The sequence below is a fragment of the uncultured Chloroflexus sp. genome (genome assembly GCF_937951745.1).
Taxonomy (GTDB): Bacteria; Chloroflexota; Chloroflexia; order Chloroflexales; family Chloroflexaceae; genus Chloroflexus.
In genome coordinates this window covers 1-24,579 of sequence record NZ_CALFBQ010000009.1, presented here as the reverse complement: position 1 = coordinate 24,579, position 24,579 = coordinate 1, and the positions used below count along the sequence as shown (strand labels likewise).

At 59.3% G+C, this 24,579-nt stretch carries 17 protein-coding genes; 13 read left to right on the top strand and 4 right to left on the bottom strand.

What is annotated here, in order from left to right; all coding sequences use genetic code 11:
• The first annotated feature begins 221 nt into the window (after positions 1-221).
• Positions 222-3,827: an SCO7613 C-terminal domain-containing membrane protein gene (locus Q1A59_RS03370; protein ID WP_298405727.1), complete on the top strand. Its 3,606-nt coding sequence runs from the start codon at positions 222-224 to the stop codon at positions 3,825-3,827.
• Positions 3,828-3,869: 42 nt separating this feature from the next.
• Here Q1A59_RS03370 and gap read toward each other — a convergent pair whose 3' ends face one another.
• Positions 3,870-4,895 carry a type I glyceraldehyde-3-phosphate dehydrogenase gene (gene gap / locus Q1A59_RS03365; RefSeq protein WP_298405728.1) on the bottom strand — a complete coding sequence of 342 codons (1,026 nt, stop codon included), beginning with the start codon at positions 4,893-4,895 and terminating at the stop codon, positions 3,870-3,872.
• Positions 4,896-5,371: 476 nt separating this feature from the next.
• On the opposite strand from gap, the gene Q1A59_RS03360 reads away from it, so the two are divergent.
• On the top strand, positions 5,372-5,977 hold the full coding sequence (locus Q1A59_RS03360) for a CvpA family protein (protein WP_298405729.1): 606 nt from the start codon (positions 5,372-5,374) through the stop codon (positions 5,975-5,977).
• A gap of 41 nt (positions 5,978-6,018) precedes the next feature.
• On the opposite strand, the gene tgt is transcribed toward Q1A59_RS03360, so the two are convergent.
• Positions 6,019-7,230, bottom strand: a complete 1,212-nt coding sequence (tgt, locus tag Q1A59_RS03355; RefSeq protein ID WP_298405730.1) for a tRNA guanosine(34) transglycosylase Tgt — start codon at positions 7,228-7,230, stop codon at positions 6,019-6,021.
• 190 nt (positions 7,231-7,420) lie between these two features.
• On the opposite strand from tgt, the gene Q1A59_RS03350 reads away from it, so the two are divergent.
• The 10 genes from Q1A59_RS03350 (at position 7,421) to Q1A59_RS03305 (ending at position 20,838) form a co-directional block, all read left to right on the top strand.
• Positions 7,421-8,908, top strand: coding sequence for an FGGY family carbohydrate kinase (locus tag Q1A59_RS03350; protein WP_298405731.1), 1,488 nt, complete (start codon positions 7,421-7,423; stop codon positions 8,906-8,908).
• A gap of 169 nt (positions 8,909-9,077) precedes the next feature.
• Entirely contained in the window at positions 9,078-11,144 is a 2,067-nt protein-coding gene (locus Q1A59_RS03345; RefSeq protein WP_299643853.1) for a PQQ-binding-like beta-propeller repeat protein, read from the top strand.
• A 27-nt stretch (positions 11,145-11,171) separates the two neighbouring features.
• Positions 11,172-12,128 (top strand): PP2C family serine/threonine-protein phosphatase, encoded by a 957-nt coding sequence (locus Q1A59_RS03340; RefSeq protein ID WP_298405735.1) that lies wholly within the window; start codon positions 11,172-11,174, stop codon positions 12,126-12,128.
• Entirely contained in the window at positions 12,125-13,381 is a 1,257-nt protein-coding gene (locus tag Q1A59_RS03335; protein ID WP_298405737.1) for a VWA domain-containing protein, read from the top strand. The genes Q1A59_RS03340 and Q1A59_RS03335 overlap by 4 nt, the downstream gene beginning before the upstream one ends.
• A gap of 19 nt (positions 13,382-13,400) precedes the next feature.
• A complete protein-coding gene (locus Q1A59_RS03330; protein ID WP_298405739.1) occupies positions 13,401-13,922 on the top strand; it encodes an FHA domain-containing protein in 522 nt (173 codons plus the stop codon).
• Between the two features lie 23 nt (positions 13,923-13,945).
• Positions 13,946-14,191: a hypothetical protein gene (locus Q1A59_RS03325; RefSeq protein WP_012259644.1), complete on the top strand. Its 246-nt coding sequence runs from the start codon at positions 13,946-13,948 to the stop codon at positions 14,189-14,191.
• Positions 14,188-15,138 (top strand): formimidoylglutamase, encoded by a 951-nt coding sequence (locus tag Q1A59_RS03320; protein ID WP_298405742.1) that lies wholly within the window; start codon positions 14,188-14,190, stop codon positions 15,136-15,138. Before Q1A59_RS03325 ends, Q1A59_RS03320 begins: the two co-directional genes overlap by 4 nt.
• 15 nt (positions 15,139-15,153) lie before the next feature.
• Positions 15,154-16,338, top strand: a complete 1,185-nt coding sequence (locus Q1A59_RS03315) for an MFS transporter (RefSeq protein WP_298405743.1) — start codon at positions 15,154-15,156, stop codon at positions 16,336-16,338.
• A gap of 57 nt (positions 16,339-16,395) precedes the next feature.
• Complete coding sequence (locus tag Q1A59_RS03310) at positions 16,396-19,365, top strand: hypothetical protein (protein ID WP_299643848.1); 2,970 nt, start codon at positions 16,396-16,398, stop codon at positions 19,363-19,365.
• 186 nt (positions 19,366-19,551) lie between these two features.
• Positions 19,552-20,838, top strand: coding sequence for a citrate synthase (locus tag Q1A59_RS03305; protein ID WP_298405745.1), 1,287 nt, complete (start codon positions 19,552-19,554; stop codon positions 20,836-20,838).
• Positions 20,839-20,940: 102 nt separating this feature from the next.
• Here Q1A59_RS03305 and eno read toward each other — a convergent pair whose 3' ends face one another.
• Positions 20,941-22,221, bottom strand: coding sequence for a phosphopyruvate hydratase (gene eno / locus Q1A59_RS03300; protein WP_298405746.1), 1,281 nt, complete (start codon positions 22,219-22,221; stop codon positions 20,941-20,943).
• A 189-nt stretch (positions 22,222-22,410) separates the two neighbouring features.
• On the opposite strand from eno, the gene phoU reads away from it, so the two are divergent.
• Complete coding sequence (gene phoU / locus Q1A59_RS03295; RefSeq protein ID WP_298405747.1) at positions 22,411-23,061, top strand: phosphate signaling complex protein PhoU; 651 nt, start codon at positions 22,411-22,413, stop codon at positions 23,059-23,061.
• 36 nt (positions 23,062-23,097) lie between these two features.
• Here the strand turns inward: phoU and Q1A59_RS03290 are convergent.
• Positions 23,098-24,579 (bottom strand): potassium/proton antiporter (locus Q1A59_RS03290; RefSeq protein WP_298405748.1); only part of this gene is annotated, 1,482 nt, incomplete at its 5' end.

Here is a 24,579-nt window from a genome sequence, read left to right as displayed (position 1 = left end):
CGCTGCGCGCCCTCGCAGTGACAGAAGGCTACGCGCCCCGTACCCTGCCGGCAGGCACTGTGCGTCGGGGTGTGCCTCCCTCCCCCAGCGGGGGACGGCGAGGGGAGGGGCTGTGCGCACTCATCCGCTCGTCCAAGAATTTTGCAAAAATGTTACCGTTTCAGCGTTTTCTGCGTGCTATGATGGGCTTATCGTACCGGTTGTCAGGCCCGGAGTGCTAGATGGAAAACAGTCTGCTCTTGCTGGTCTTATGTTGCCTGCTACCAATGCTGCTCACCGCATGGGGCATAGGATTTGGCATGGGATTGATGGCGACAAGTTTTAAGATCAAACCGGAGGTTCAATTCGCTAATTTGGTGCGTTTTTGGCTGCAAACGAAACAAATTGATGCCGCTACCGCCGAACAGGTGCTCTTGCTGTTACAAAAACAGGGTACCACTGCGCCGGCAGATGTTTCCGCTGCGCCGCCAGCTCCAAACCAACCTGAGCCGCCGCCAGTGTCTGAGGTTGAACAACCGGTTACACCGGTTTCAAGCCCGTCGATCGTGCCGCCGAGTATGATGCCGACAGCGATCGAACCGGCAGTTGCGCCGTCAAGTATGGCTCCGTCACCGCCGGTTACCGCCGAATCGGTTGTGCCGTTCAGTGTTCCGCCGTCCCCGCCGCTCCCTCCCCAACCATCGCGCGCTGATCGGATTCCGGCGATGTTTGCTGCGTTGCTCTCGCTCGGTACGCGCCGGATGTTGTTGGTGATCGGCGCGTTTTTGGTGGTTATTTCCAGTTTGGTGTTGGTGATCTTTAACTGGAACAGCTTCCTTCCCATCGTCCAAGTGGGGATATTGGCCGTCTTGACCGGTGGGTTGTGGGGATTAGGGCGCTGGGTTGAGCAGCGGGAAGGTTTTGCCGCCGCCGGGCGCAATCTCAGTTCGGTGGCGGCGCTGTTGGTGCCGATCGTTGTCTTCTCGTTCACCCGGCCTGGCTTGCTCGATCTCAATACCAATACCGCGTTGCTGGCGGTGAGTAGCCTGAGCATACTGCTGTACATCGGCGGTGCGTATGCCACGCGTCGCGTGTTCTACAGCGTGGCGGCTAGTGCTGCCGCGGTTGGCGCGTTGGGCAGCGCGTTTTGGCAGTGGGAGGTTACCGTTCGCTGGCAACCGGTTTGGGCGTTTGGGTTGTGGTTTATTGCGCTGTTGGTTGCCCGCTGGTTGGCCCGCAGCAGCGCGGCTCCACTCGCATTGGGGCCGCGTATTGTCCAATGGGCCGGGCCGCCGCTATCGCTCCTAGTCAGCCTGAGTCTCTTTTTGGCCGATCCAATCGCTACGTCTGCCTTGCCGGCGATGATCGCGTTCGGCGTGGGTAGCGCGTTTAGCGCGGTTGCGGCATGGCTCGAACGGCAACCGCAGTGGATGTGGGCGATGGCACTGACCTTGCCGGTAGCGGCCTTGATCGGGGTGGCTCTGCCCGATTTTGGCATGCGTTGGGTTAATCTGAGCTTTGCCGCCCTCTTGTTGGGGTATGTGGGAATGGCGGCGCTGGTTGAGCGGTGGGCGCAGGCGTATGCGACGCCATTGTTGGCCATCGCGCCATTGTTGCTGGTGGTTGTGCTGGTGAGTGCGCCCGATCGAACGGCTATCGGTCAGAGCTATCCGTTGCTGCTGCTGAGTGGTGGGTTGGTGATAGGGCTGCTCGAACGCGGGCGGCTGGCGGTGTTGCAACCCAACCGCGCGCTGGCCGGCAGCATTGGTTTAGGTCTGACCATCCTGTTGTTGAATGTGTGGGCAGCCTCGTTTGTCGAGACAGGGGCGCACCGTGGGTTGATCACGCTCGTGATTGGCTGTATTGGATTTAGCTTGCACACTGCACAGTTCACGAGCCGCGTCAGCTATGCCCCGCCGGTGTTACGCTGGCTTGGGGCGGCGTTGATCGGGTTGGGCGCGCTCGTCACAGCATGGCTTGATCCGGCTTTGCGCATACCGGCGTTGGCATTGGCGGCTGCGCTCTATGGCTGGAATGCGTTCCGCGAGCGCGATAACTTTTGGGCGCTCGCTAGCCTGACAGCAGTGTTGGGCGTGGTGGCAAGTGTGATCGAACGAGCAGGGTGGCTTGTCACGTTTGACCACTACCTCCTTACCGGTACGGTGGTGGCGAGCATCTATGGCATTGGCGGCAGTCTGTTTCGGCGCGGTACGTTTGGTTACTGGACGTTACCGGCGCTCTTTTGGGGCGGGGTGCTCGGTGGCAGCAGCACGTTGTTACTGATCGGCGCGCTTTTCGATCCGAGTCTGGCCGCTCTGAGCGTCGCGCTCATTGCGAGTGCGGTGTGGCTAGCGTTGAGTTTTATTTGGCAACGCTGGCAGCTTGGCTATCCGGCGGCGTTCATGCTCGCTTGGGCATGGTTGCTGGCGGTGGCCGGCGAGTTTCTACGCTGGGAAGGCGGGTTGGATGCGCTGGCGGTGCTGGCGTTGCCGCTCAGCGCTGGCGCTGGGTTGATGGCGCTGATCCTGCGCCGCTGGCCGCGATTTGACCGTCCGTATGCGCAGTTGGCCTTGGCGACGGCGCTAGGGTTGCCTTTGCCGGCGCTCTTGATGGCCATTGTGACGCCGGAGTCTGACGCTAATCTGCCATTAGCTGCCGGCGGCGCAACGCTGATTCTCGCGGTGGGTGCGGCAGCCTACCGGCGCTGGCGGATCGTGAGTCTCGCCTTGGTTGAGTTGGTGGTGACGATTGGCGGCGTTGCCAATTGGCGCTTCCCGCATCATGCTCTGGTGATTGGATGGACGCTGTTGGTGACCGCGACCATCTTTGGGTTGATCGGGGCAGGCGAGCGCCGCTGGGGATCGCAAGCGGTCTGGCGCACGCTAGGAACGGATAGTTATGGGATTGGCGGTTTGACCGGATTGATCGCGCTCGTAATGCTCTTTAACGGTAGTTTGAGCAGCCTTGCTTGGCCGTTGGTGATCTACGCGCTCGTCATTGGTCTCATTGCAACGGTTGAGCAGAGCGAGATCGGCGCAAAGCTCAGCATTGCGACCTTGATCGGCAGCATCGCCGGCTGGCTGGCGCAGACCGGCCTCACCGTGCCATGGCAAGCGGCGTGGTTGGCGTTGGCCCTCGTACCGGTGATAGTTGCCGGTTGGGTCATACGCCGGCTGGCGCTTGGCGCCATCTGGCAGTACGCAACTTTCCAGTTGCCGTTGGTCGTAACAATAATTGCGGTGGTGATTGCCGCCGGCGAACTACGCGCGCTGGTCGTGGCGCTGATCAATGCTGGCGTTGGCTTCGTCACGGTGACGGTGCGTGAGCGGCGCAGCGAATATGCCTATCTGGCCGGTGCGGCTTTTGTTGCCGCCAGTCTCGGTCAATTCTTCGTCTGGGATCTGCGTGAGATGCAGTTCTATGTGATCCCTGTCGGGATTTATCTATTGGCTCTTGCGAATGGCATCCGACACTTCCAACGCCAAGATCAACTAGCCCGTTTGATCGATACCAGCGGCGTGGTGGTATTGCTCGGCGCAACCTTCTTCCAAGCCGCCGGATCGCCGGACAATATCGGCTATATTCTCTGGGTTGGCGGTGAATCGCTTCTGGTTGCTACCTACGGTGCGCTCGCCCGCTTACGGGTGCCGTTTGTGGGTGGAGTTGCCAGTTTTGTGTTAAGTGTACTGTGGCTAGCGGCCAATGCGGCGCGCCTGCTCAATCAGTGGCTGCTGTTGGGATTATTGGGGTTGCTGATGTTGCTGGCCTACGTTGTGTTAGAACGACAACAAGAGCAATTGCGCCGGGCAGGGCGCGATTGGGCAGCGCGGTTGCAACAGTGGCGGTAGGGGCGGGAAACAAACCCGCCCCTGCCCCATCGCCCGTCCGAATTATTCAAACCGATCGGCCACCAACGCCGTCAGATCGGCGACGCGCACCGAATACCCCCACTCGTTGTCGTACCACGCGACGATCTTGAAGAAATCATCACCCATGCTCATCGTCAGTGGCAGGTCAACCACGCTGCTGTAGGTGGTGCCGATAAAGTCGGTGCTGACCAACTCATCGTGGCTGACGCCGAGGATGCCCTCCAGCTCCTCGCTCTCGCTTGCCTCGATGAAGGCTTGGTTAATCTCTTCAACCGAGGTCTTGGTGCTAAGCAAGACCGAGAAATCGACCATCGAGACGGTCGGTGTCGGCACACGCACCGCATAGCCGTGGAACTTGCCCTTCAGCTCAGGAATGACCAACGCTACGGCTTTGGCGGCGCCAGTGGTGGTGGGAACCATATTGATCGCTGCTGCCCGTGCCCGGCGTAGATCCTTGTGGACGTTATCCTGCAAGTTTTGATCCATCGTATACGAGTGGATCGTCGTCATCAAGCCACGCTCGATGCCGAAGCGATCGTTGAGCACCTTTGCCACCGGAGCAAGGCAGTTGGTCGTGCAGGAGGCGTTCGAGATGATGTGGTGCTTCTCATGATCATACTTCGCGTCATTGACACCCAAACAGATTGTGATGTCCTCGCCTTTTGCTGGGGCCGTAATGATCACCTTCTTGGCGCCGGCGGCGAGGTGAGCCTTGGCCTTCTCGGCATCGGTAAAGCGCCCGGTCGACTCGATCACGATATCGACCCCTAGATCCTTCCACGGCAACGCCGCCGGATCACGCTCGGCGAGCGTCAGCAACTCGTAGCGCACATCATCCTGCTCAACCACAATCGCCTTCTCGGTCACTGTCACCTCGCCATCGAAGGCGCCGTAGGTTGAATCGTACCGCAAGAGATGCGCCAGCGTCTTGGCGTCGGTGAGGTCATTAATCGCGACAATCTCAAACTCTTCGGGGTAATACTCAAGCATCGCCTTGAAGCTCTGGCGCCCGATCCGGCCGAAACCGTTGATAGCGACGCGAACCATGTAAGCCTCCTTAGCACTCAAACAATTGCGCTTCGGCACCTACACCGCAAGCAGCAATGTTACGGCAGACAACCATTGTCTAACGCGGTCATTATAGCATCTTTGCGCAGCGGCTCGCATACCGAATTCTTGCCCGTCAGGTGAAGAAATGCCTACTCAATCGCCTACCGTAACGTAGGAGGATGCCGAAAGGTTGTGCGCTCTGATAGTGGTGCTCGCCGGAGAATGGTCTTTGCTGGCGATGCCACAAGAAAGAGCACGTATTTCAAATGTCGATGATGTCTCTGGTGCGATATGATTGAGAGTCAGGTGCCCGTATCGCGATCGTCCCACCTGAGCAGACACTCCATGCAGCAATAGGGTTCAATAAACAACGACCTCACACCATATCATCGTACCTCTTCAGTGGCTCACTTGTTTGACCGTTGTGCTACAATATGTAGTAATCTAGTATTTCATCAACAAGGAGCGGTAGCATGATTGTCGATGCGGGTGCGCTAGCAATCCTCATCCTTTTCACCGTTATCGGATTGCGCCGTGGCGCATGGCCGAGCGGGTTTGCCTTGGGCGGCACACTTATCGGCACCGTGTTAGTAGATCTCTGGCGTGACGGGGTCGTGAATCTACTGGCGCGGATCGGATTTGCCGGCGGCTGGCCACTCTTTCTCGCGCTGAACAGTTTACTCCTGCTGGCGTTGATTGTTGGCTATAACATTGACATCATTATCGAGATGGGGCTGGAAAATGCCTACGAGTGGTCGCATCGTCTGATCGGTGCAATACTCGGGATTGTCAATGCGGCACTCGTTATTACGTATCTGGTGCGTTACGCTGGAATTGCGTGGTCGGAAGTTGCGATCGCTGAACGGATTGAAACAGCTATCTTGACACCAATGGTGATCCTGTTTTTGCCGTGGGGGATGCTGGTACTGACGATACTCGGCGGAGTTATGCTCGTGCTGCGCAGCATTCACCAATTTCACACTGAGCGTCAGCTACGCGCTGATGCGCCTCGTTCGGTTCAAGAGGCACATTCGCGAGTGCTCGAACAGATCAATCGCGCGATCGAACGGCGGCGATAATTGGGTGGTCTGCCGCGCTGTCCGCCTTCTATCGCGGGATATTACCGCGTCACGCTGATCAACGGTTTCCCCAACCATTCGGCATACAATTCGCCAAACCTGCCGGCTGCTAGCGCCGCGCGCACTTCGGCCATCAGGTTAAGCAGGAAAGCGACGTTATGCAGGCTGACCAGCCTGATGCCGAGCAGCTCTTTCGAGCGGTAGAGATGATGGATGTAGGCGCGCGAGAAGTGGCGGCAGGTATAGCAGGTGCAGCCGGCTTGCAACGGCCCCGGATCATCGCGTAATGAGGCATTAGTCACGTTGAGCCGCCAATTCCGCTCGCGGTTGCGCACCAGCGCCGCGCCGTGCCGCCCTAGCCGGGTTGGGCTGACGCAATCGAACATATCGATGCCCCGCGCCACTCCTTCCAACAAATCATCGACATCGCCGACTCCCAAAAGGTGGCGAGCCATACTGTCGGGCAGGTAGGGCACAGTCATATCCACGACCTCGTACATCTGCTCTTTGTTCGCGCCTAATGATCCCCCGATACAAAGACCATCGAAGCCCATACTCCCGATGACTTCGGCGCTCGTGCGGCGTAGATCAGGGAAGATGCCGCCATGGACGATCCCAAACAGCAATTGGTCGGGGTTGGGCAACGCGGCACGGTTACGCTGCTGGTGCGTTGTGAGGCAGCGTTCGGCCCAGCGGTGCGTGCGGGCCATGCTTTGCGCAGTGTAGTCGTAACCGGCTCGGAACGGCGGCAGTTCATCGAAGCAGACGATCACGTCAGCGCCTAGATGGTGTTGCACCTCGATGCTCCGTTCCGGCGTAAAGACGTGGCGCGATCCGTCAAGGTACGATTTGAAGATAACCGCCTCTTCGGTCACTGTCACCATATCGTTCAAGCGGGATGGGTGGGCAGGCCGGCGGCCTTTGACCTCGTCGGCAATCCCGCCGTAGACCAACGAAAAGACCTGAAACCCGCCGCTGTCGGTTAGGATGGGGCCGTCCCAGCTCATAAAGCCGTGCAGACCGCCGTGGCGTGCGATCAGCTCGTGGCCGGGCTGGAGATAGAGATGGTAGGTATTGCCGAGAATGATTGACGCGCCGTGGTCGCGCAGTTCGTGCGGGCTGAGTGATTTGACCGTGGCGCGCGTGCCGACCGGCATAAAGACCGGCGTCGCGACCGCGCCGTGAGCGGTTTGCAACACGCCAGCGCGGGCGCGGCTGTCCGGATCGCGCGCAGTAATAATAAAGTGAGCCATAATTCCTATCGTAGCACCGCACAGCCGTGCGGCTGCCCATCTAATCTTTGAACAACCGTAGAGCCGCACAGCCGTGCGGCTCCCAATGGCGATATTATAATCGATTGCATAGACATCTGCGCAGCCCCTGATCGCGTGCTGCAACGTGTTATAATGCCCCTCATTCGCCTAATATATGACGGGGCAGTGCGTGACCAAACGTTACATTCTTGCTATTGATCAAGGCGGCAGCGGCAGCCGCGCCGTAATCTACGATGATGAAGGCCAAGTGCGAGGGTATGGCTACCGTGCAGTAGGCCGGGTCTATCCGCAGCCGGGTTGGGTCGAGCAGCGACCGCGCGCGATTGCGCGCAGCGTAGCCGAGGCGATCAATGAGGCGCTTGCCCGCGCTGGCGTGCGTGGCAATGATCTGATCGCCTGCGGGATCACCTCGCAGCGTGATACCGTCTTTGCGTGGCATGCCCGCACCGGTCGCCCAATTGGCAATGCAATCACGTGGCAAGATTTACGCACTGCGCCATTGGTGGCGGCGTTGGCTGATACGCCGTTGGGGCCGCAGCGGCGCGAACGGTTGGGCCAGTTTCCCGGCCCGTATGCCAGCGCGATGCACCTAGCATGGCGCATGCAGCACGATACCGCGTTTCGCCGTGCCGCCGAGCAAGGTGTGTTGCGGGTGTCGTTGGCCGCTGGGTGGATCGTACAGGCGCTCGGCTGCCCGGCAGAGCACGCGCTCGACCACTCGCTGTTGCAGGCGATGACCGTCTATGATCCACGCCGGCGCGCTCTGTGGGATGAGTGGATCGCAGCGCTACAGATTCCGCGTGCGGCACTACCTATCCCTCGCCCGACGGTTCACCAGTTCGGCGAGTTGCACATCGATGGTACAGCCGTGCCGGTGTTGGCAATGATCACCGACCAGCAATCGGCCCTGTTTGGCTACGATTGCCGTTCTCCCGGCCAAGCGGCGGCGACCCACGGCACCGCCTCGTTTGTGAACGCAGTGGTTGGCCCGCATGCGCCGCCGCAAGGTATCTGCAAGACCTATTTGGCGTGGGAAATTGGCGGTGCGCCAACCTATGCCCTCGAAGCTGATATGACGACCACCGGCGCGGCGGCCAATTGGCTACGTGAGCTTGGTTTGGTGCGGCGCGTCGCCGATCTTGACCGGCAAGCGGCGACGGTGCCCGACAGTGGCGGTGTGGTTTTTGTGCCCGCGCTTAATGGGTTAGGCGTGCCGAGCGAAGATCGCAGTGCGCGCGGCGCGCTCTTTGGCTTGGCGTTGGGCGTGAAAGTAGGCCATATCGCCCGCGCCTTCTACGAGTCGATCGGCTTTCAATTGGCCGATATTCTAGCGACGATGCAGGCCGAGGCTAGGTTAACGATTGCCGAATTGCGGGTAGGCGGCGGCTTGGCGGCCAGCGATCTGGCTTGCCAAATTCAAGCCGATCTGAGCGGGGTGACGCTCGTGCGCGCCCGCGATACCGAAACCACGGCCCGCGGTGTGGCTCTGCTAGCTGGGATCGGGGCCGGTGTGTGGTCGCTGCAGACCTTACCGGCGCTAGTTGATGATACGGCTACGCGGTTTAGGCCGCGCACAACCGCCGCCGAACGGGAGGCCCGTGCCGAACGGTGGCGGATGGCGATTGCCCGCGTGCAAGGGTGGCAACCGCCGCGCTAGTTCTGTCCAGACGCACGGCCGTGCGTCTCCGTTGCCGCCGCACAGCCGTGCGCCGCTCTGTATTGTGCCTTGATACGGTTGCCGAAGCGAACAACACCTTCTATAATAGAGGGACAGATTTGCCAATATGTCTCACTATTGCTGGCATACCTAATGGACGAGGTGACTCATGGGTTTGATCAAGCGGGTTGGTACCAAATCTGTCAACGCACAACCTCCCGAAGGCGGCGCTGCTGATGATGGCACGCGCCAGATCAGCCCATCTACGCCGTCATCTGCGCCTGACGATGGCACGCGCCAGATGGCGGCGCGGCCTATTAGCGAAGCAGACGATGGCACGCGCCAGATGGCGGCGCGGCCCGCTGGTCAGCCAGCGCCGGTAACGCCGGTCATGCTCAACGCCGGTACCGTTCTCCAAGGGCGTTACTATGTCGAGGGGCCAATCGGTATTGGCGGTATGAGCGTCGTTTACCGTGGGCGCGACTTGCGGTTCAAAGATGTTGTCCGCTATTGTGCGATTAAAGAAATGGCGCAGAGCGCGCCCGACTCACAAACACGTTTGCTCAATCTCAAGAATTTTCAGCGCGAAGCTGGTTTGTTGGCTACCCTGCAACACCCTGCTATTCCTAAAGTCTACGACTTCTTTGAAGAGCACGGCAAAGTCTACCTCGTCCTCGAATTTATCCCCGGCAAAGACCTTGAGACGGTGTTGGAAGAAAACGGCAAGCCGCTTGACGAAGCACGGGTTGCGCGGTGGGCATTGCAGATCTGCGAGGTGCTTTCATACTTGCACAATCATAAGCCGGAACCAATCGTCTTTCGTGATATGAAGCCATCAAACGTGATGGTGGTCGACGATGATCAGATTGTGCTCATCGACTTTGGTATTGCTCGCAACCTCAACCGCATTGATCGCAAGGGCACAATGATCGGCACCGAAGGCTACTCGCCGCCCGAACAGTACCGTGGCGTGGCCGAGCCGGTCGGCGATATTTATGCGCTCGGCGCGACGTTGCACCATCTGCTCACAAATACTGATCCGCGCCTCGAAACGCCTTTCACCTTCCAAGAACGTCCCATCCGCCAGATTAACCCCGCGGTTTCGCCAGAAATGGAAGCCGTGGTGATGCGTGCGCTCGAATATGACATGGCGGCCCGCTGGCAGAGCGCCGAAGAGTTCCGGCAGGCGTTGCTCACCGTGCCATCCTTGGCCGAGACGGTTGGGGGGAAGCCGGTAGTTGCTGTTCCGGCAGTCGGGAAAGGGAAAAGCGGGCAAACAACTGAGCTGGTCTGGCGGTTTAAGTGCGAAGACGAGGTGCGATCATCACCGTTCGTTAGCGGCGGTTTGGTCTTTGTCGGCTGCTACGATACCAATATCTATGCGGTTGATGCCGCTCGCGGCGAGTTTCGTTGGAAGTATGCCACTCAAGGCGGCATCAGCTCGTCGCCGGTCGTTTGGCAAGATATGGTCTATATCGGTTCGGAAGATGGTTCGCTCTATGCGCTCGATATGCGGCGCGGCAACCCGCGCTGGACATTCCGCACCGATAAGCCGATCCGTTCGTCGCCGCGCGTTGAAGACCGCGTGATCTTTGTCGGTTCAGATGATCAACATGTGTATGCGATCGATGGTCTCCGAGGCACGTTGATCTGGAAGTACCGCACGTGGAATCCGATCCGCTCGTCGGCGTGTATCAATGGTTCTTCAATCTTTATCGGCGGTGATGATGGCAATGTCTATTGCCTCGATGTGCGCACTGGCGCCGTCAAGTGGAAGCAGCGCACCCAACAGCCGGTGCGTTCGTCGCCGGCTTACAGTGATGGGTTGGTCTTTGTCGGTTCGCTCGACCAAAACCTCTATGCGCTCGATGCCGAAGGCGGCTGGCCGGCATGGCGCTTCCGCACCGGCCATTACATCAACTCCTCGCCGTTCGTGGTTGGCACGCGGGTGTTTGTCGGCGGTGTCGATGGCAATATGTACGCGCTCGACACCAAGAACGGGCGTTTGGTCTGGAAGTATGAGGTTGGCAGCCAGATTACCTCGTCACCGCGAGCCGAAGGTGGCCGGCTCTATTTTGGTGCTGTTGATCAGGCAGTCTACTGTCTCGATGCCGGCAGCGGCCAATTGATCTGGAAATACCTCACCGATGGCCCAATCGTCTCATCACCGATGATTGTCAATGGCGTGGTCTATATTGGCTCAATGGATCATCATCTCTATGCGCTCAAAGCGTGATTTGCAGGGTAAGGGAATGGTGTCGCTATGCCGGACGAAACTGTGCCAGCTCACGATGACTCCCCCACGCAACCGTCGTTTCCGGTGGTCTTACCGTCAGAACGGTTGGTACAGATGGGGCTGACCCCGCCCGAAGAAGATGGCACTCGCCAGATTGGGCAAGATTCCCAACCGGCGTTGACACTGCATCGCTCGGCGCAAGGCTTTGCCGCTGCCGCGCTACGCGATATTGGCCGGGTGCGGGAAACGAATCAAGATTGCGTGTTAGCAATGATTATGACCCTGCCGCGTGAAGGCGCTGATGTACCGGTGGGTTTGTTTGTCGTAGCTGATGGCATGGGCGGCCATCAGGGCGGCGAAGTGGCGAGCCGGTTGGCGGTGCAAACGGTGTTGACCAATGTGTTGGAACGCCTCGTCTTACCGGTGATCGAAGATGGCTTGCTCGAGGCGTTGCAACCGCTGATGATCGAGTCGGTACAAGAGGCGAATGCCGCGATTTGGCGCGAATCTCAGGCGCTCGGTTCCGATATGGGGACGACTTGCACAGCGGCGTTGGTGATTGGTCACGGTCTCTACGTTGCGCACGTCGGTGATTCGCGGTGCTACGTCTGCGAACCGGGCGGGTTGCGCCAACTCACGACCGACCATTCAACGGTGGGACGGTTGATTGCGCTTGGTCAGCTCGATCCTGACGAGGCGCGTGAGCATCCGTTGCGTAACCAGCTCTATCGGACTGTGGGGCAGCAGCCGCAGGTAGCGGTCGATTTCGTCTATCACCAGCTCAATAATTGCTCTCATATCGTTTTATGTAGTGATGGCCTGTGGAGCATGGTTGAAGAAAAGGCGATTGAACAGGCGTTGCAGCATAGTCCATGGCCGCACGATGTCTGCCGCGAGTTGATCGCGCTGGCCAACTTGGCCGGCGGCGATGACAATATCTCAGCAGTCGTGGTGTCGTTGCCGCTCGATGAGGGCCAGCGATGAGCAAGGTTGACGTGCGCATCACGCCAAGCCGTAGTGTATTGCCGGCGATCGCCGAGTCGCAGTTGCTCTATGCGCTGATCGAATTGTCGGCGCAAGGTGGTGCGACCAAGATGCCGCGCTTGCCGCTCAACCTCTGTTTGGTGATTGATCGTAGCTCCTCGATGCGTGGCGAACGGTTGCAGCAGGTCAAGCAGGCGGCGATGCAGATCCTCGACCTGCTTGGCGATAACGAAAGCTTTGCGCTGGTAACATTTAACGATCGCGCCGAGGTAGTGATTCCCGCTCAACTTGCGCGGGCGCGGCAGGAAATGAAGCGCCACATCAGCGCGATTGAGGCTACCGGCGGTACCGAGATGGCAACCGGGTTGGCGCTGGGGGTGCAAGAATTGCAACGGGCCATGATGCCGCGCGCGGTCCATCGGTTGTTGTTGCTGACCGATGGCCGTACTTATGGCGATGAAGGTCGCTGTGTCGAGATTGCCCGCCGCGCGCAGGCGCGCGGGATCGGAATTACGGCACTGGGCATCGGCAGCGAATGGAATGAAGACCTGCTTGAGACGATCGCCGCCCGCGAGAATAGTCGTACCCACTACATCACTTCTGCTAGCGAAATTACGAAAATCTTCACCGCTGAAGTTGAGCGCATGCAGAATCTGTTTGCGCAAGATGTGCATGTGCGGCTGGCCTTGCCACCGCAGGCGTTGGTGCGCTCGCTCGATCGGGTGCGCCCGTTTATCGGGCCGCTGCCGGTGATTGAAGAGGCTGATTTTGTCTGGACGGCGGCGCTCGGCGATTGGCCTGAGAGCGACACCCAAGCGTTGTTGCTGGAAATGGTCGTGCCACCGTGGCCAGTTGGCCGCCATACCTTGCTGCGCCTCAATCTGCGTTACCGCACACCGGGCAGCGATAGCGCGACCCAGAGCCACGAGCAGGCGCTGCCGGTCGCGTTTCGCGATCCTGATGAGGTTGGTGATGATGTTGACCCTACAGTCAAGCACTGGTTGGAACGGTTGGTGGCTTACCGGTTGCAGGCCAGTGCATGGCAAGCCGCCGAAGAAGGCAAACTAGAAGAGGCAACCCGGCGCTTGCAAATGGCCGGCACGCGCCTCTTTGAAGCGGGGCAAGTTGAATTGGCCCGCACCGTGCAGGAAGAGGCGACCCGCTTGCTCCGTTCCGGGCAGGCGAGCGCTGAAGGGCGTAAACGGATCAAGTATGGCACTCGTGGCCTTATTGGGCGCGAAGAGCAATCATAGGCCGGAGCAAACGACCACAATGATTATTTGTAGCTACTGTCAAGCCCAACAACTCGATGGCACGATTTTCTGCACCGTCTGCGGTGCCAGCCTGATCAGTACCAAACCGCAACGCCAAACCACCGCTTCGCTTAATCGAGCGGCTGCTGAAGCAGCACCCCAGATTGAAGATGAGCCAACCGTTCTGCCCGCGCCGGCGAACCCGGCGACTGGGCCGGCCATTGCCTTGGTCGTACTGAGTTCGGGCCGGCGGATTGAGTTGCCAGCGGCGCCGGAATTGCTGATCGGGCGCAAAGACCAGCAGCGCGGCTTTTTCCCCGATGTTGATTTCAGTCTCGATGGCGGGTATGATGCCGGTGTCTCGCGCCGCCATGCCCGGATCGTGTGTTCACACAATCATTACGCCCTCGAAGATCTCGGTAGCTCAAATGGGACGTTTCTCAACCGCCAGCGCCTGCCTCCCGGCCAGCCAATGCCGTTGCAGCACGGTGATGAGGTGCAGTTTGGGATGTTGCTGGTGCGTTTTGAAGTGAGTTCGTAAGTTGTGTTCGCGGAGGCTTTGCTATGCCAAAAACCGTCATTCTGCATCTCACTGGCGAGGATCCGCTGCTGGCCGATATAGATCAGGAACCACAGCCCGGCGATCTCTTTATCAAAGTCACCAATATGCGCAAGCGTGATGGCAAGCCGGTGCCTTATCTGGCTGCGGGTGTGCAAGCAGTGATCTTTCCGTGGCATCGGATCACGTTCATTGAGTTGATGCCGAGCGAAGAAGAACGCAGCCAAGTGATCGATTTCTTCCGCCAGTGAATCCGCTCTTCCAACAGCTCATTGTGCCCGCAAGTGAGCTGTTTTATCGCCGTGATGACCCCAACGACCGGCGGCTGGGTGAGGTGGTGATCCCCGGCGTCGCCGGTTATGATTCTGCTGCGGTGGTGATCCTCGGTTGCCCGCAAGACCTTGGCGTGCAACGCAATCGGGGCCGGGCTGGCGCTGCCCAAGGGCCAACTGCAATCCGGCGTTGCTTCTACCGCCTCGGTGTGGCCGGGATGGTCGATCTGCCCATCTGCGATCTCGGTGATGTGCCGGTTGAGGGCGAGCTTGAGGCGATTCATGCTCTTCACCGTGACGTGGCTGCCCAGATTATCGCTGACGGCAAATTGTTGATGAGTCTCGGCGGCGGTAATGACATCAGTCTCCCCGATATGGCAGCGTTGGCTGTCGCTGCGCCAGTGCCTGCTCTAGCGATCAATATTGATGCTCACTATGATGTGCGTGCCGATCAACCGGCCAATAGCGGCACTCCTTATCGCCAATTGATCGAATCTGGCTTGATTGACCCGCACCGGTATTGGGTGATTGGCGCACAACTCCATGCCAATTCGCCAGTGTATACCGCCTATTTGCGTGAACGCGGCGCAACGATCGTCGAGCTGAGCGAAGCGCGTCGCGCTGGTGTTGCAGCGACGGTGCGGGCATTGTTAGCTGCCAGCGATGCGGCCAGTATAGGCTGGGGCTTCGATCTAGATGTGGTACAATCTGCCGAAGCGCCCGGCGTGAGCGCGCCTAACCCGCTTGGCATGAGCGGCGATGAGCTGGTGGCGCTGGCAATGGTGGCCGGTGCTGATCCGCGCACGCGCCTGATCGAGTTTAGCGAACTGAATCCGCAGTACGATATTGATGACCGCACAGCCCGGCTGGCAGCAGTCGCACTATGGTATGCGCTGGCAGCGTTTGCTGAGCGCAGACGTGCTTGATGTAAAGGATTAGCTATGCAAACCCTGACTGTTACGCACCGGCGCGCGGTGCAATTTATTGTGCTGATGGGGGTAGTGAGCCTGCTGGCCGATATGGTCTATGAAGGCGGGCGGAGTTTGAGCGGGCAGTATTTGGCTTTGCTTGGCGCGAGTGGTGCTGTGGTGGGGATTACCGCCGGCGTTGGCGAGTTGATCGGTTATGGTTTGCGCTTGGTGTTTGGCTATCTCAGCGATCGCACCCGGCGCTATTGGCTAATGACCATCCTTGGTTATACGCTGACCATCATCGCAGTGCCGATGCTGGCGCTGGCCAATGCGTGGCCGCTGGCGGTTGGCTTGTTGATGGTCGAGCGGCTTAGCAAGGCGTTGCGCAGCCCGGCCAAAGATACGCTGATCTCGTATGCCGCCGATCGGGTTGGTTCCGGCAAGGGGTTTGGCTTGCACGAGGCGCTCGATCAGGTGGGGGCAGTGGCGGCGCCGCTTGCGTTGGCGGCGGTGCTGGCCGCTGGCGGCAGCTTTCAGTTCGCATTTGGGATTCTGATCGTGCCCGGCTTGCTCTGTCTGGCCGTCTTGTTGGCGGCGAGAGCAATGTTTCCGCAGCCGGCTGATTTGGCTGGCAAGATACCGTCGCTTACTACAACTGGCTTTAACCGTCGCTTTTGGCTCTACATTGTCAGTGTGAGCTTGTTTGCCGCTGCCAGCGTTGATTTTGCGCTCGCCGCTTTCCATTTCCAGCGCACCCAGCTCTTGCCCGCTGCCGCGATCCCGGCGCTCTATGCGCTGGCGATGGTGGTTGACGCGGTAGCGGCGTTAGGCTTTGGCATTCTCTACGATCGGATCGGTTTGCAGACGTTGATTGGCGTGACGGCGCTGGCGACGTTGAGCGCACCGCTGCTCTTTAGTGCTAGCCTGATTGCGGCAGTGCTCGGCGTGATGATCTGGGGGATTGCGCTTGGTGCGCAGGAATCGATCCTGCGCGCGGCAGTGGCCCAGTTAGCGCCGGCTGAGCGCCGTGGTGCGGCCTATGGTCTGTTTAACGCCGGCTTTGGTCTGAGCTGGTTTGCTGGCAGCGCCGTACTTGGCGTGTTGTACGATGTCTCACTGCCGCTGTTGATCGGGGTGGCGGTCAGTTTGAATCTGGCGGCGGTCGTGGTTTTGTGGTTGATGGTGCGCCAGCCGGGGGCGGCGCTGCAACGGTAATCGATCGGTTGACAACGGTGATAGGGCACCTAGCCGGGCGGCCCTACCTATCGCACTATGAATGAGATTATGCACGTTGGGTTGACCCTGTTCGTCGCCAGCGCCCTTGCCCTCTGGAATGGCTGGGGCTTAGCGCGGTTGTTGCTGCCGGCCACTTTGCAACCGTGGCGGCCATTGTTGGCGCCTTTGCTAGGCTATACCCTCACCATCCTCGCTGGTTATTGGGTGGTGCGGTTGGTGGGCGGATTAAGACCGGCGTTAGGGTTACTGCTCCTGCTCGGCGGCCTGCTTAATGGGCTGGCGTGGCGGCGCACCGGCCCTCCCAACCTCGCCGCAGCGCTGCGCATGCATTGGCCGGCGCTGCTAGCAGCGCTGGTCGGTGTCGCTATCGGCGTCGCCCCACTCGTTAACTACGGTTATGCCGCTCCCATCGGCGGTGGCTGGGATGTCGAAAACTACTGGCCGACCGCGCGTTATCTCACTCACGGCCCGGTGAGCGCGATTGCAACCGCACCCGCCAACCCCCTGCGCGATATTAATGCTGACCCTCCCCGCATTGGCTTGACGCTCGGTTTCAGTGTCTGGCAAGGGTGCGTTGATCTCCTTAGCGGCGGCGAACCGCTGTTGAGTTTTGCCCCGCTGCTGGCATGGCTGCGCGCGCTTGGTGTGATTGGCATCTATGTGCTCTTGCAGGCGCTGTTTGAACTGCGGCGCGGTCCGGCAGCCTTCGGCGCGCTGCTGGCTGCGCTCAACGGCCTGTTGCTCTGGACAAGCTTTTTCAATTTTGGCATGCAACTGGCGGCGTGGCCGCTCATTCCGCTGGCGCTTACCCTCGGTCTGGCCGTGGTGCAGCCGGCTTCCGGTCAGCAGTTTCATACCTTAATCGCCGCCGCCATCGGTTTGGCCGCCATTCCAGTTGCCTATTACCCGGCCCTTGGCCCAATCGGGTTGATGGCCGCCGGCAGTGGGATCGTCACGCTCTGGCAAACGCCCCTACGTTGGCCGTTGATCCGGCGGGCACTGATTCTTGTCCTCATGACCCTAGTCTTGGCCGCTCCGACCATTCCTGACTATTTCGCCGGGTTTAAATTTCGCTACAGCCTGCCGCTGACCACGCTCGGCTTGTTTCGCTTCGTACCGCTGAGTGATATTGTGGGGTTGACTCTCTTCCGCCTGCGCGAAGCGCCCGAACCCCTTTCTCTGTTCACTTGGTTGGCAGCAATCACGTTAGCGGGTTTCGCCGGCTATGGCTTGCTAGCCGGGCCACAGCGCGGTCGCTGGTTTGGCCTGCTGGCCGGCGCAGGCGGGTTTCTGCTCTACTTGCGCTTTGGGGCGGAATACCACTATGGCTACCTCAAGGCGGCGGCGTATGTGGGTTGGTTGGCCGGCGCGTTGGCGGCTAGCGGTTTGCAGGCGACGCTCGAACGTCTGCCCACGCGCCCGCAATGGCTGCGCCGGTTGGTTGCCGGCGGCACAACCGTGATCATCGGCGGCGCCGTAGCCTTCACCGGCGGGCGAGTAGTGGCCGATCATTGGTCACAACCCGGCCTGTTTGCCAACGAATTGCCTGCGCTGGGCGAATTGCGTCGCTTGGTGCCTGCCGGCAGCACCGTCTGGCTGACTAGCGACCCGCGCGTGCAAGGTGTCACCAGTGGTCTAGCGGCCTATCTGCTCGATCACGCTGTTGTCTGGGGTGATGTGCGCACCGGCTACGCCTCATCGAGTGCGGGCGAACCCGATGCCGTCGCCGATTATGCTCTCTTACAACGCGACGAAGACCCGACCCTGTGGGGCTACGCCGATCCGCCGATATGGAGCGGCGGATCGTACCGGCTCTACCAGCGACCAGAAGGGTTGCTTTCCCATGTGCGGTTAGTGCAGATGGTGGATGGGGGGCAATCCGTCACCATTTCGCTATCTGCCAATCGGCTGTCTCTCGCCACCCCATTCTCCAATCAAGAGCAGGCAACGCGCTGGATTCAGCTCCAAACCGTCACCCTCACCCCGGCTGAGCTGTTCATTGATGGCCAGCGTTACGCGGTACCGGCAGGTCTTGGCGCAATCACGATTGGGCCGCTGACCACGCCGCACACCCTCGCCATCCAAGCCGGCGCTACCCCTATCCAGTTGCGGGCGGTGAGTCTGCTGGCGATACCGCCTGCCAGCGCCGGCGAGATTACCCACAGTGTCGCGCTCAGCGCGGCAAGTGTGGCCGATGGGTTACGTGTCGCCACTACGATTACAATGCTCAATCCTGACAGCGGGCCGTTGGTGGTGGCGCTCGAACTATGGGATCGGCGACAAGGAACGCTCTTTGGTCGCTACGGCCTGCGCTTTGGGCCAGCAGTGACAACCCAACCGGCAACGGTGGCGATTGATCTTGCAACCGGTGCGTCGGCCGCCTACAGCGCTGCCGGTGAGCCATTGCCGTTGGGGGTACAGCAAGGTGCAGTTTTGCCCGGATCGTACACTGCCCGCTTATGGGTCGGCACCGACCAACGGGCGCTGCTCACGCCGGTTGACCTCTTCGCCTTCACGATCGATCGCGTCGGCGGTATCACGCTCGATTGGGTGGCCCAATACCCGCTCATGGCAGCCCGTATCGATCGTCCGCTGCAACCGCTCGCGGCCCAATTTGGCGAAGATATACTATTGCGCGGCTACGATCTGCTCGCCGAACGAGTCACTGCCGGCGATACAGTGGCCATCACGCTCTGGTGGCAGGCGTTGCGTAGCAATCTCGATGAACGCAGCATGATGCTCCAGCTACGTAACGACCGCGATGAGCGAATCGCTGATGCCGATGGTCCGCCGGCGGCTGGCGGGCGCCCGACCAGCTTGTGGCAAGCTGGTGAAGTGATCATTGATGATCGCCGGCTAGCCATGCCCGCCAATCTGCCACCGGGTCGCTACTGGCTGGTGGTGGGCAGTTACCGCTGGCCTTCGCTCGAGTTGGTGACATTGCGCGACGCCAGCGAACCGGTGTGGCGCATTCCTGTTGAAGTCATTGTGCCGGATGACGCCTAACAACCCGATTAGACCGGTTGCAGTCACTTTTCGGCAAGCCTGTGCAATCTGTTACAACTTTTGGTACAATAGCATTAAACCACAACGCCATATAACATGCGTGCCGTCGCTACCGAGCCGCCGGCATCAGCGTGGACGGCCAGACGTATCAATGGCGATGCAGTTGTATTACGAAAGAGCACGGCTATGAGCAAAAACACCCTCACCGTTACCGACAATCGCACCGGTAAGACGTATGAAATCCCGATTGAGCATGGTACCATTCGCGCCACTGCCCTGCGGCAGATCAAAGTTGATGATGACGATTTCGGTTTAGTATCGTATGATCCGGCCTACCTCAATACCGCTTCGTGCAAGAGTAGCATTACCTACATTGACGGTGATAAAGGGATTTTGGAGTATCGCGGCTACCCGATCGAGCAACTCGCCGAGCAAAGCTCGTACCTTGAGGTAGCGTATCTGCTGCTCTACGGTGAATTGCCTTCCAAAGAGCGGCTCGCATGGTGGGAGTACCGCATTAGTCGGCACCTCTTCCTACACAACAGCCTCGTCGAGCTGATCCAAGCCTTCCGCTACGACGCACACCCGATGGGCATCCTGATCAGCTCGGTCGCGGCGATGTCAACCCTTTATCCCGAAGCAAAGAATATTCACGATCCGGCGGTGCGCGAGAAGCAGATTTGGCGCATTATCGGCCAGATTCCGACCATTGCCGCCTTCGCTTACCGCCACCGGATTGGCCGGCCCTTCAACCTGCCCGACAGCTCGCTCAGCTATACCGCCAACCTGCTCTATATGATGGATTACATGAACCAGCGCGATTACGAGGTCAACCCAGTGCTGGCCAAAGCGCTGGACGTGCTCTTCATTCTGCACGCCGATCACGAACAGAACTGCTCGACGTCGGTGATGCGCAGCGTCGGGTCAAGCCATGCTGATCCCTACAATGCGCTGGCGGCGGCGGCGGCGGCGCTCTATGGCCCGCTCCACGGCGGCGCCAACGAGGCAGTGCTGCGGATGTTGCAGCAGATTGGCCATCCCAAGAATGTGCCGGGATTCATCGAGCGGGTGAAGAAGGGTGAAATGCGCCTGATGGGCTTCGGTCACCGCGTGTACAAGAATTACGATCCGCGCGCTAAGATCATCCGCAAGATCGCGCACGAAGTCTTTGCGGCCACGGCGTCCAACCCGCTGCTCGATGTGGCGATGGAGCTAGAGCGGACGGCGTTGGAAGACGAGTACTTCATCTCGCGCAAGCTCTACCCGAATGTGGACTTCTACAGCGGCTTGATCTATCAGGCGTTGCGCTTCCCAATCGAGTACTTCCCCTTCCTGTTCGCGATTCCGCGCGCGTCGGGTTGGTTGGCGCAGTGGCTTGAGATGCTTGAAGACCCCGAGCAGAAGATCACCCGCCCGCGGCAAGTGTACATCGGCCCGCAGCGGCGTGATTACGTCCCCGTCGATCAGCGGTAATAAAGCGGTAATAAATCGTAGGGGCGGAGCAACGCTCCGCCCCTTGTGTCGGGTAACGCAACGCTTGTTCATATTGGGGGCAAAGCGCCGCGCTGCCCCTTCCTATACCTTAAACGCGCTCCGTCCGGCGTATTTCGCCGCGCTGCCCAATTCCTCCTCGATCCGCAGCAACTGGTTGTACTTCGCGATGCGGTCAGTGCGGGCCGGCGCGCCGGTCTTGATCTGGCCGGCATTTGTCGCTACCACGAGATCGGCAATCGTTACATCCTCGCTCTCACCCGAACGGTGTGATACTACAGCCGTCCAACCACTGCGTTGCGCCAACTGGATCGCGCTCAGCGTCTCGGTCAGTGAACCAATTTGGTTTAGCTTAATCAAGATCGAGTTGGCGGCGTGAGCATCAATCGCTCGCTGCAACCGTTGCACGTTCGTGACCAGAAAGTCATCGCCGACAAGTTGGATTTTATCGCCCAACTTGGCGCGGAGAAGTGTCCAGCCTTCCCAGTCATCTTCGGCCAAGCCGTCTTCGAGCGAGATGATCGGGTAGCGGTTGACCAGATCAACCCAATAATCAACCATCTCGGCGCTGGTCAGCGCACGACCCTCGCGCTTGAGATGATACTTGCCGTCTTCGTAAATTTCCGTCGTAGCCGGATCAAGTGCAATGAAAATCTGCTCGCCGGGCCGATAGCCAGCCTTCTCGATCGCTTCCATAATCAATTGCAGCGGGGCATCGTTGGTCGGCAAGCTCGGCGCAAAGCCGCCCTCATCACCCACCGTCGTGCTAAAACCGCGATCGTGAATGACCTTCTTGAGCGCGTGGTAAACCTCGGCGCCCCAGCGCAGGCCCTCGCGGAAGCTCTCGGCACCGACCGGCATAATCATAAACTCCTGAAAGTCGGTGCTATTGGTCGCATGCTGGCCACCGTTCATAATGTTCATCATCGGCACCGGCAACACATGAGCATAGACACCGCCAAGGTAGCGGTAGAGCGGCATGCCGAATGCGGCAGCGGCAGCTTTAGCAGCCGCCAGTGACACACCCAAAATCGCGTTCGCACCCAGCTTGCTCTTGTTGGGCGTACCGTCGAGCGCGATCAGCTCGTGGTCGAGCGCAATCTGATCGGCGGCGTCAAAGCCGATCAGTGCCTCAGCAATATCTTCATTCACCGCTTGTACCGCCTTGAGCACACCCTTTCCGTTGTAGCGCGACGTATCGCCATCGCGCAGCTCAAGCGCCTCGTGCGCGCCGGTTGATGCGCCGCTCGGCACAATCGCCCGCCCTACATCGCCACTTTCCAACCGAACATCGACCTCGATCGTCGGGTTGCCGCGCGAGTCAAGCACCTCGCGAGCAATGATCGCTTCGATAAGCGTTGACATAGTTCCTCCGGGTAACAAAGCCCGAAACCATGAGCCTAGCAGCAAGCTGCTGCTAGCCGCGCTCAGTATAGCACGGATGCACGTCTTCATGCGGTGGCGGTTTCGCATTCATTGTCCCTACTAGCGGAATTGCGGTAAAGCGTGTATGCTAGAAATACGGGAGCAGTACATGAGGAAGGAGTAGCCTTCATGCGACCGCGTGAACACTTTGATCAGGAATTGGATGCCCTGCGCAAGCAGGTGGTGGAAATGGGGCGCGCCGTGAGTGCGGCGCTTGAGCAGGCCATTGCGGCGCTAGAGCGCGGCGATGTTGAATTAGCCAAGGCGGTGGTGGCAGGCGATGCAGCACTCAACGTAGCCAAAGGGGCAATCGAGCAGCAGGCCATTAACCTGATCGCGACCCAGCAGCCGGTGGCGCGCGATCTGCGGCGGATTGTGGCGGCAATGGCAATGAGTTACGAGTTGGAGCGGATCGCCGATTATGCCAAAAGCACTGCCAAGATGGTAGCCGGTAGCCCTGATCCTAATCGGGGGCCATTGGTCGCGCCTAACGAGCTGGTGACGTTAGGCAAGACGGCACGGGCGAACCTTGATCGCATATTGGCGGCGCTCGAGAACGGCGGCACCGATGTGATCAAAGACATTATCGCCCACGAAGATGAGATCGACCATGAGTATAAGCAGTTGAAGCGCGCGTTGGTTGCCAAACTCACCCCTCCCGAAACCGCTGATCTGCTCTTCATTGCTCACAACTTCGAGCGGGTCTCTGACCGAGCGCTCAACATGGCCGAAAAGATCATCTTCACCACCAGCGGCGATCAGGTTGAATTGAACGATTAATCGCCTCTGCGGTACGGGCACAGCGCTGCTGTGCCCTCAATCCGCACTGACGTTTGTTTCCCGCGCCTGCACTTGCCCCTGCGCGCCGATCTGGATCGGCCCAATCGGCTTGAGACTGCAACTCGCACAGAGGTCGGTAATCGCCGGTAACGCTGCTGGCGCAACCAGCAAGACGAGCCGGTCGCCCGGTGCGAAGACGGTGCTGCCGTTAGGGATAATATAGCCGCCTTCGCGTTGAATTTGAACGATCAGCAACCCGCGTGGCAGATCAGCGTCGATCAGCGATTTACCCACTAGCGTCGAATCAGGCGGAATATGCGCTTCAAGAATTTGGCTGGCACCACTGACTTCAGGCACAAAGAGATGGCTATCGGTGCTTTCCGGTCGATCGCTCATCACGCCGAGCCATCGGGCAACCCAGCTTATCGAGACGCCTTGGACTAACACTGATACTAGCACGATAAAGAAGACAAGGTTAAACAGGAGTGGTGCATCGGGAATGCCGGCTAGCAGGGGAAAGGTAGCTAGCACAATTGGGACTGCACCGCGCAAGCCGGCCCACGAAATCATGAGCAGTTGCGCGAGCGAGCGGCGTGTCCAACCGAGCGAGATGATCACTGACAGTGGGCGGGCGACGAAGACGAGCCACAGTGCCATTGCCAACCCTTGCCCGGCTACTGCCGGTAATTGCGAGGGGAAGATGAGTAGCCCAAGCACCAGAAACATTGCGATCTGGCTAAGCCACGCAATCCCGTCGTGAAAGCGCAGGATCGAGCGCTTATGCACAATGTTGGCATTGCCGAGCATGATGCCGGCTAGATAGACCGCTAAAAAGCCGTTGCCGCCAATGAGGGCGGTAAAGCCATACGTGAGCAGCGTTAGCGCCATTGTTAAGACAACGTACAGCCCCTCTTGTTGCAGCCGGATACGGTTGATGACCCAGATCATCAAGCGGCCAAAAGCGTAGCCGCCGGCTACGCCCAGCAGCATTTGGAAAATAAATGCCGGCACGAGATCGAAGATCGAAGCCTGTGGGTTGATAAGTAATTGGGTAATCCCAATAGTGAGAAAGACCGCGATCGGATCGTTACTACCCGATTCGAGTTCAATCAGCGGTTCGAGCTGGTGCTTGAGATGAATACCGCGTGTGCGCATCACGCTAAACACTGCTGCTGCGTCTGTTGAGGAGATGATTGCCCCAAGCAAGAGCGCGAGCGGCCAATCAAAACCAAGGATCAGCCACGCACCGACAGCGGCAATGATTGTACTGACTAGTACTCCAACGTTCGCAAGTACGAGACCTTCGAGCAGCACCGGACGAATATTCGTCCAGTCAGTATCTAGCCCACCAGAAAAGAGAATATAGATTAGGGCGATCACGCCGATCAGTTGAGCTAGAGCAGCGTCATTGAAGACAATCCTACCCGGCCCATCAGAACCGGCCAGCATACCGACCGCCATAAACAGGATCAACGCCGGCACGCCAAACCGGTTCGAGGCGCGAGTAGCGGCGACGCT

Bases quoted from the DNA above. Each gene is read 5' to 3' on its own strand.
- Q1A59_RS03370 (WP_298405727.1), top strand. From the start codon at position 222: ATGGAAAACAGTCTGCTCTTGCTGGTCTTATGTTGCCTGCTACCAATG.
- gap (WP_298405728.1), bottom strand. From the start codon at position 4,895: ATGGTTCGCGTCGCTATCAACGGTTTCGGCCGGATCGGGCGCCAGAGC.
- Q1A59_RS03360 (WP_298405729.1), top strand. From the start codon at position 5,372: ATGATTGTCGATGCGGGTGCGCTAGCAATCCTCATCCTTTTCACCGTT.
- tgt (WP_298405730.1), bottom strand. From the start codon at position 7,230: ATGGCTCACTTTATTATTACTGCGCGCGATCCGGACAGCCGCGCCCGC.
- Q1A59_RS03345 (WP_299643853.1), top strand. From the start codon at position 9,078: ATGGGTTTGATCAAGCGGGTTGGTACCAAATCTGTCAACGCACAACCT.
- Q1A59_RS03340 (WP_298405735.1), top strand. From the start codon at position 11,172: ATGCCGGACGAAACTGTGCCAGCTCACGATGACTCCCCCACGCAACCG.
- Q1A59_RS03335 (WP_298405737.1), top strand. From the start codon at position 12,125: ATGAGCAAGGTTGACGTGCGCATCACGCCAAGCCGTAGTGTATTGCCG.
- Q1A59_RS03330 (WP_298405739.1), top strand. From the start codon at position 13,401: ATGATTATTTGTAGCTACTGTCAAGCCCAACAACTCGATGGCACGATT.
- Q1A59_RS03325 (WP_012259644.1), top strand. From the start codon at position 13,946: ATGCCAAAAACCGTCATTCTGCATCTCACTGGCGAGGATCCGCTGCTG.
- Q1A59_RS03315 (WP_298405743.1), top strand. From the start codon at position 15,154: ATGCAAACCCTGACTGTTACGCACCGGCGCGCGGTGCAATTTATTGTG.
- Q1A59_RS03310 (WP_299643848.1), top strand. From the start codon at position 16,396: ATGAATGAGATTATGCACGTTGGGTTGACCCTGTTCGTCGCCAGCGCC.
- Q1A59_RS03305 (WP_298405745.1), top strand. From the start codon at position 19,552: ATGAGCAAAAACACCCTCACCGTTACCGACAATCGCACCGGTAAGACG.
- eno (WP_298405746.1), bottom strand. From the start codon at position 22,221: ATGTCAACGCTTATCGAAGCGATCATTGCTCGCGAGGTGCTTGACTCG.
- phoU (WP_298405747.1), top strand. From the start codon at position 22,411: ATGCGACCGCGTGAACACTTTGATCAGGAATTGGATGCCCTGCGCAAG.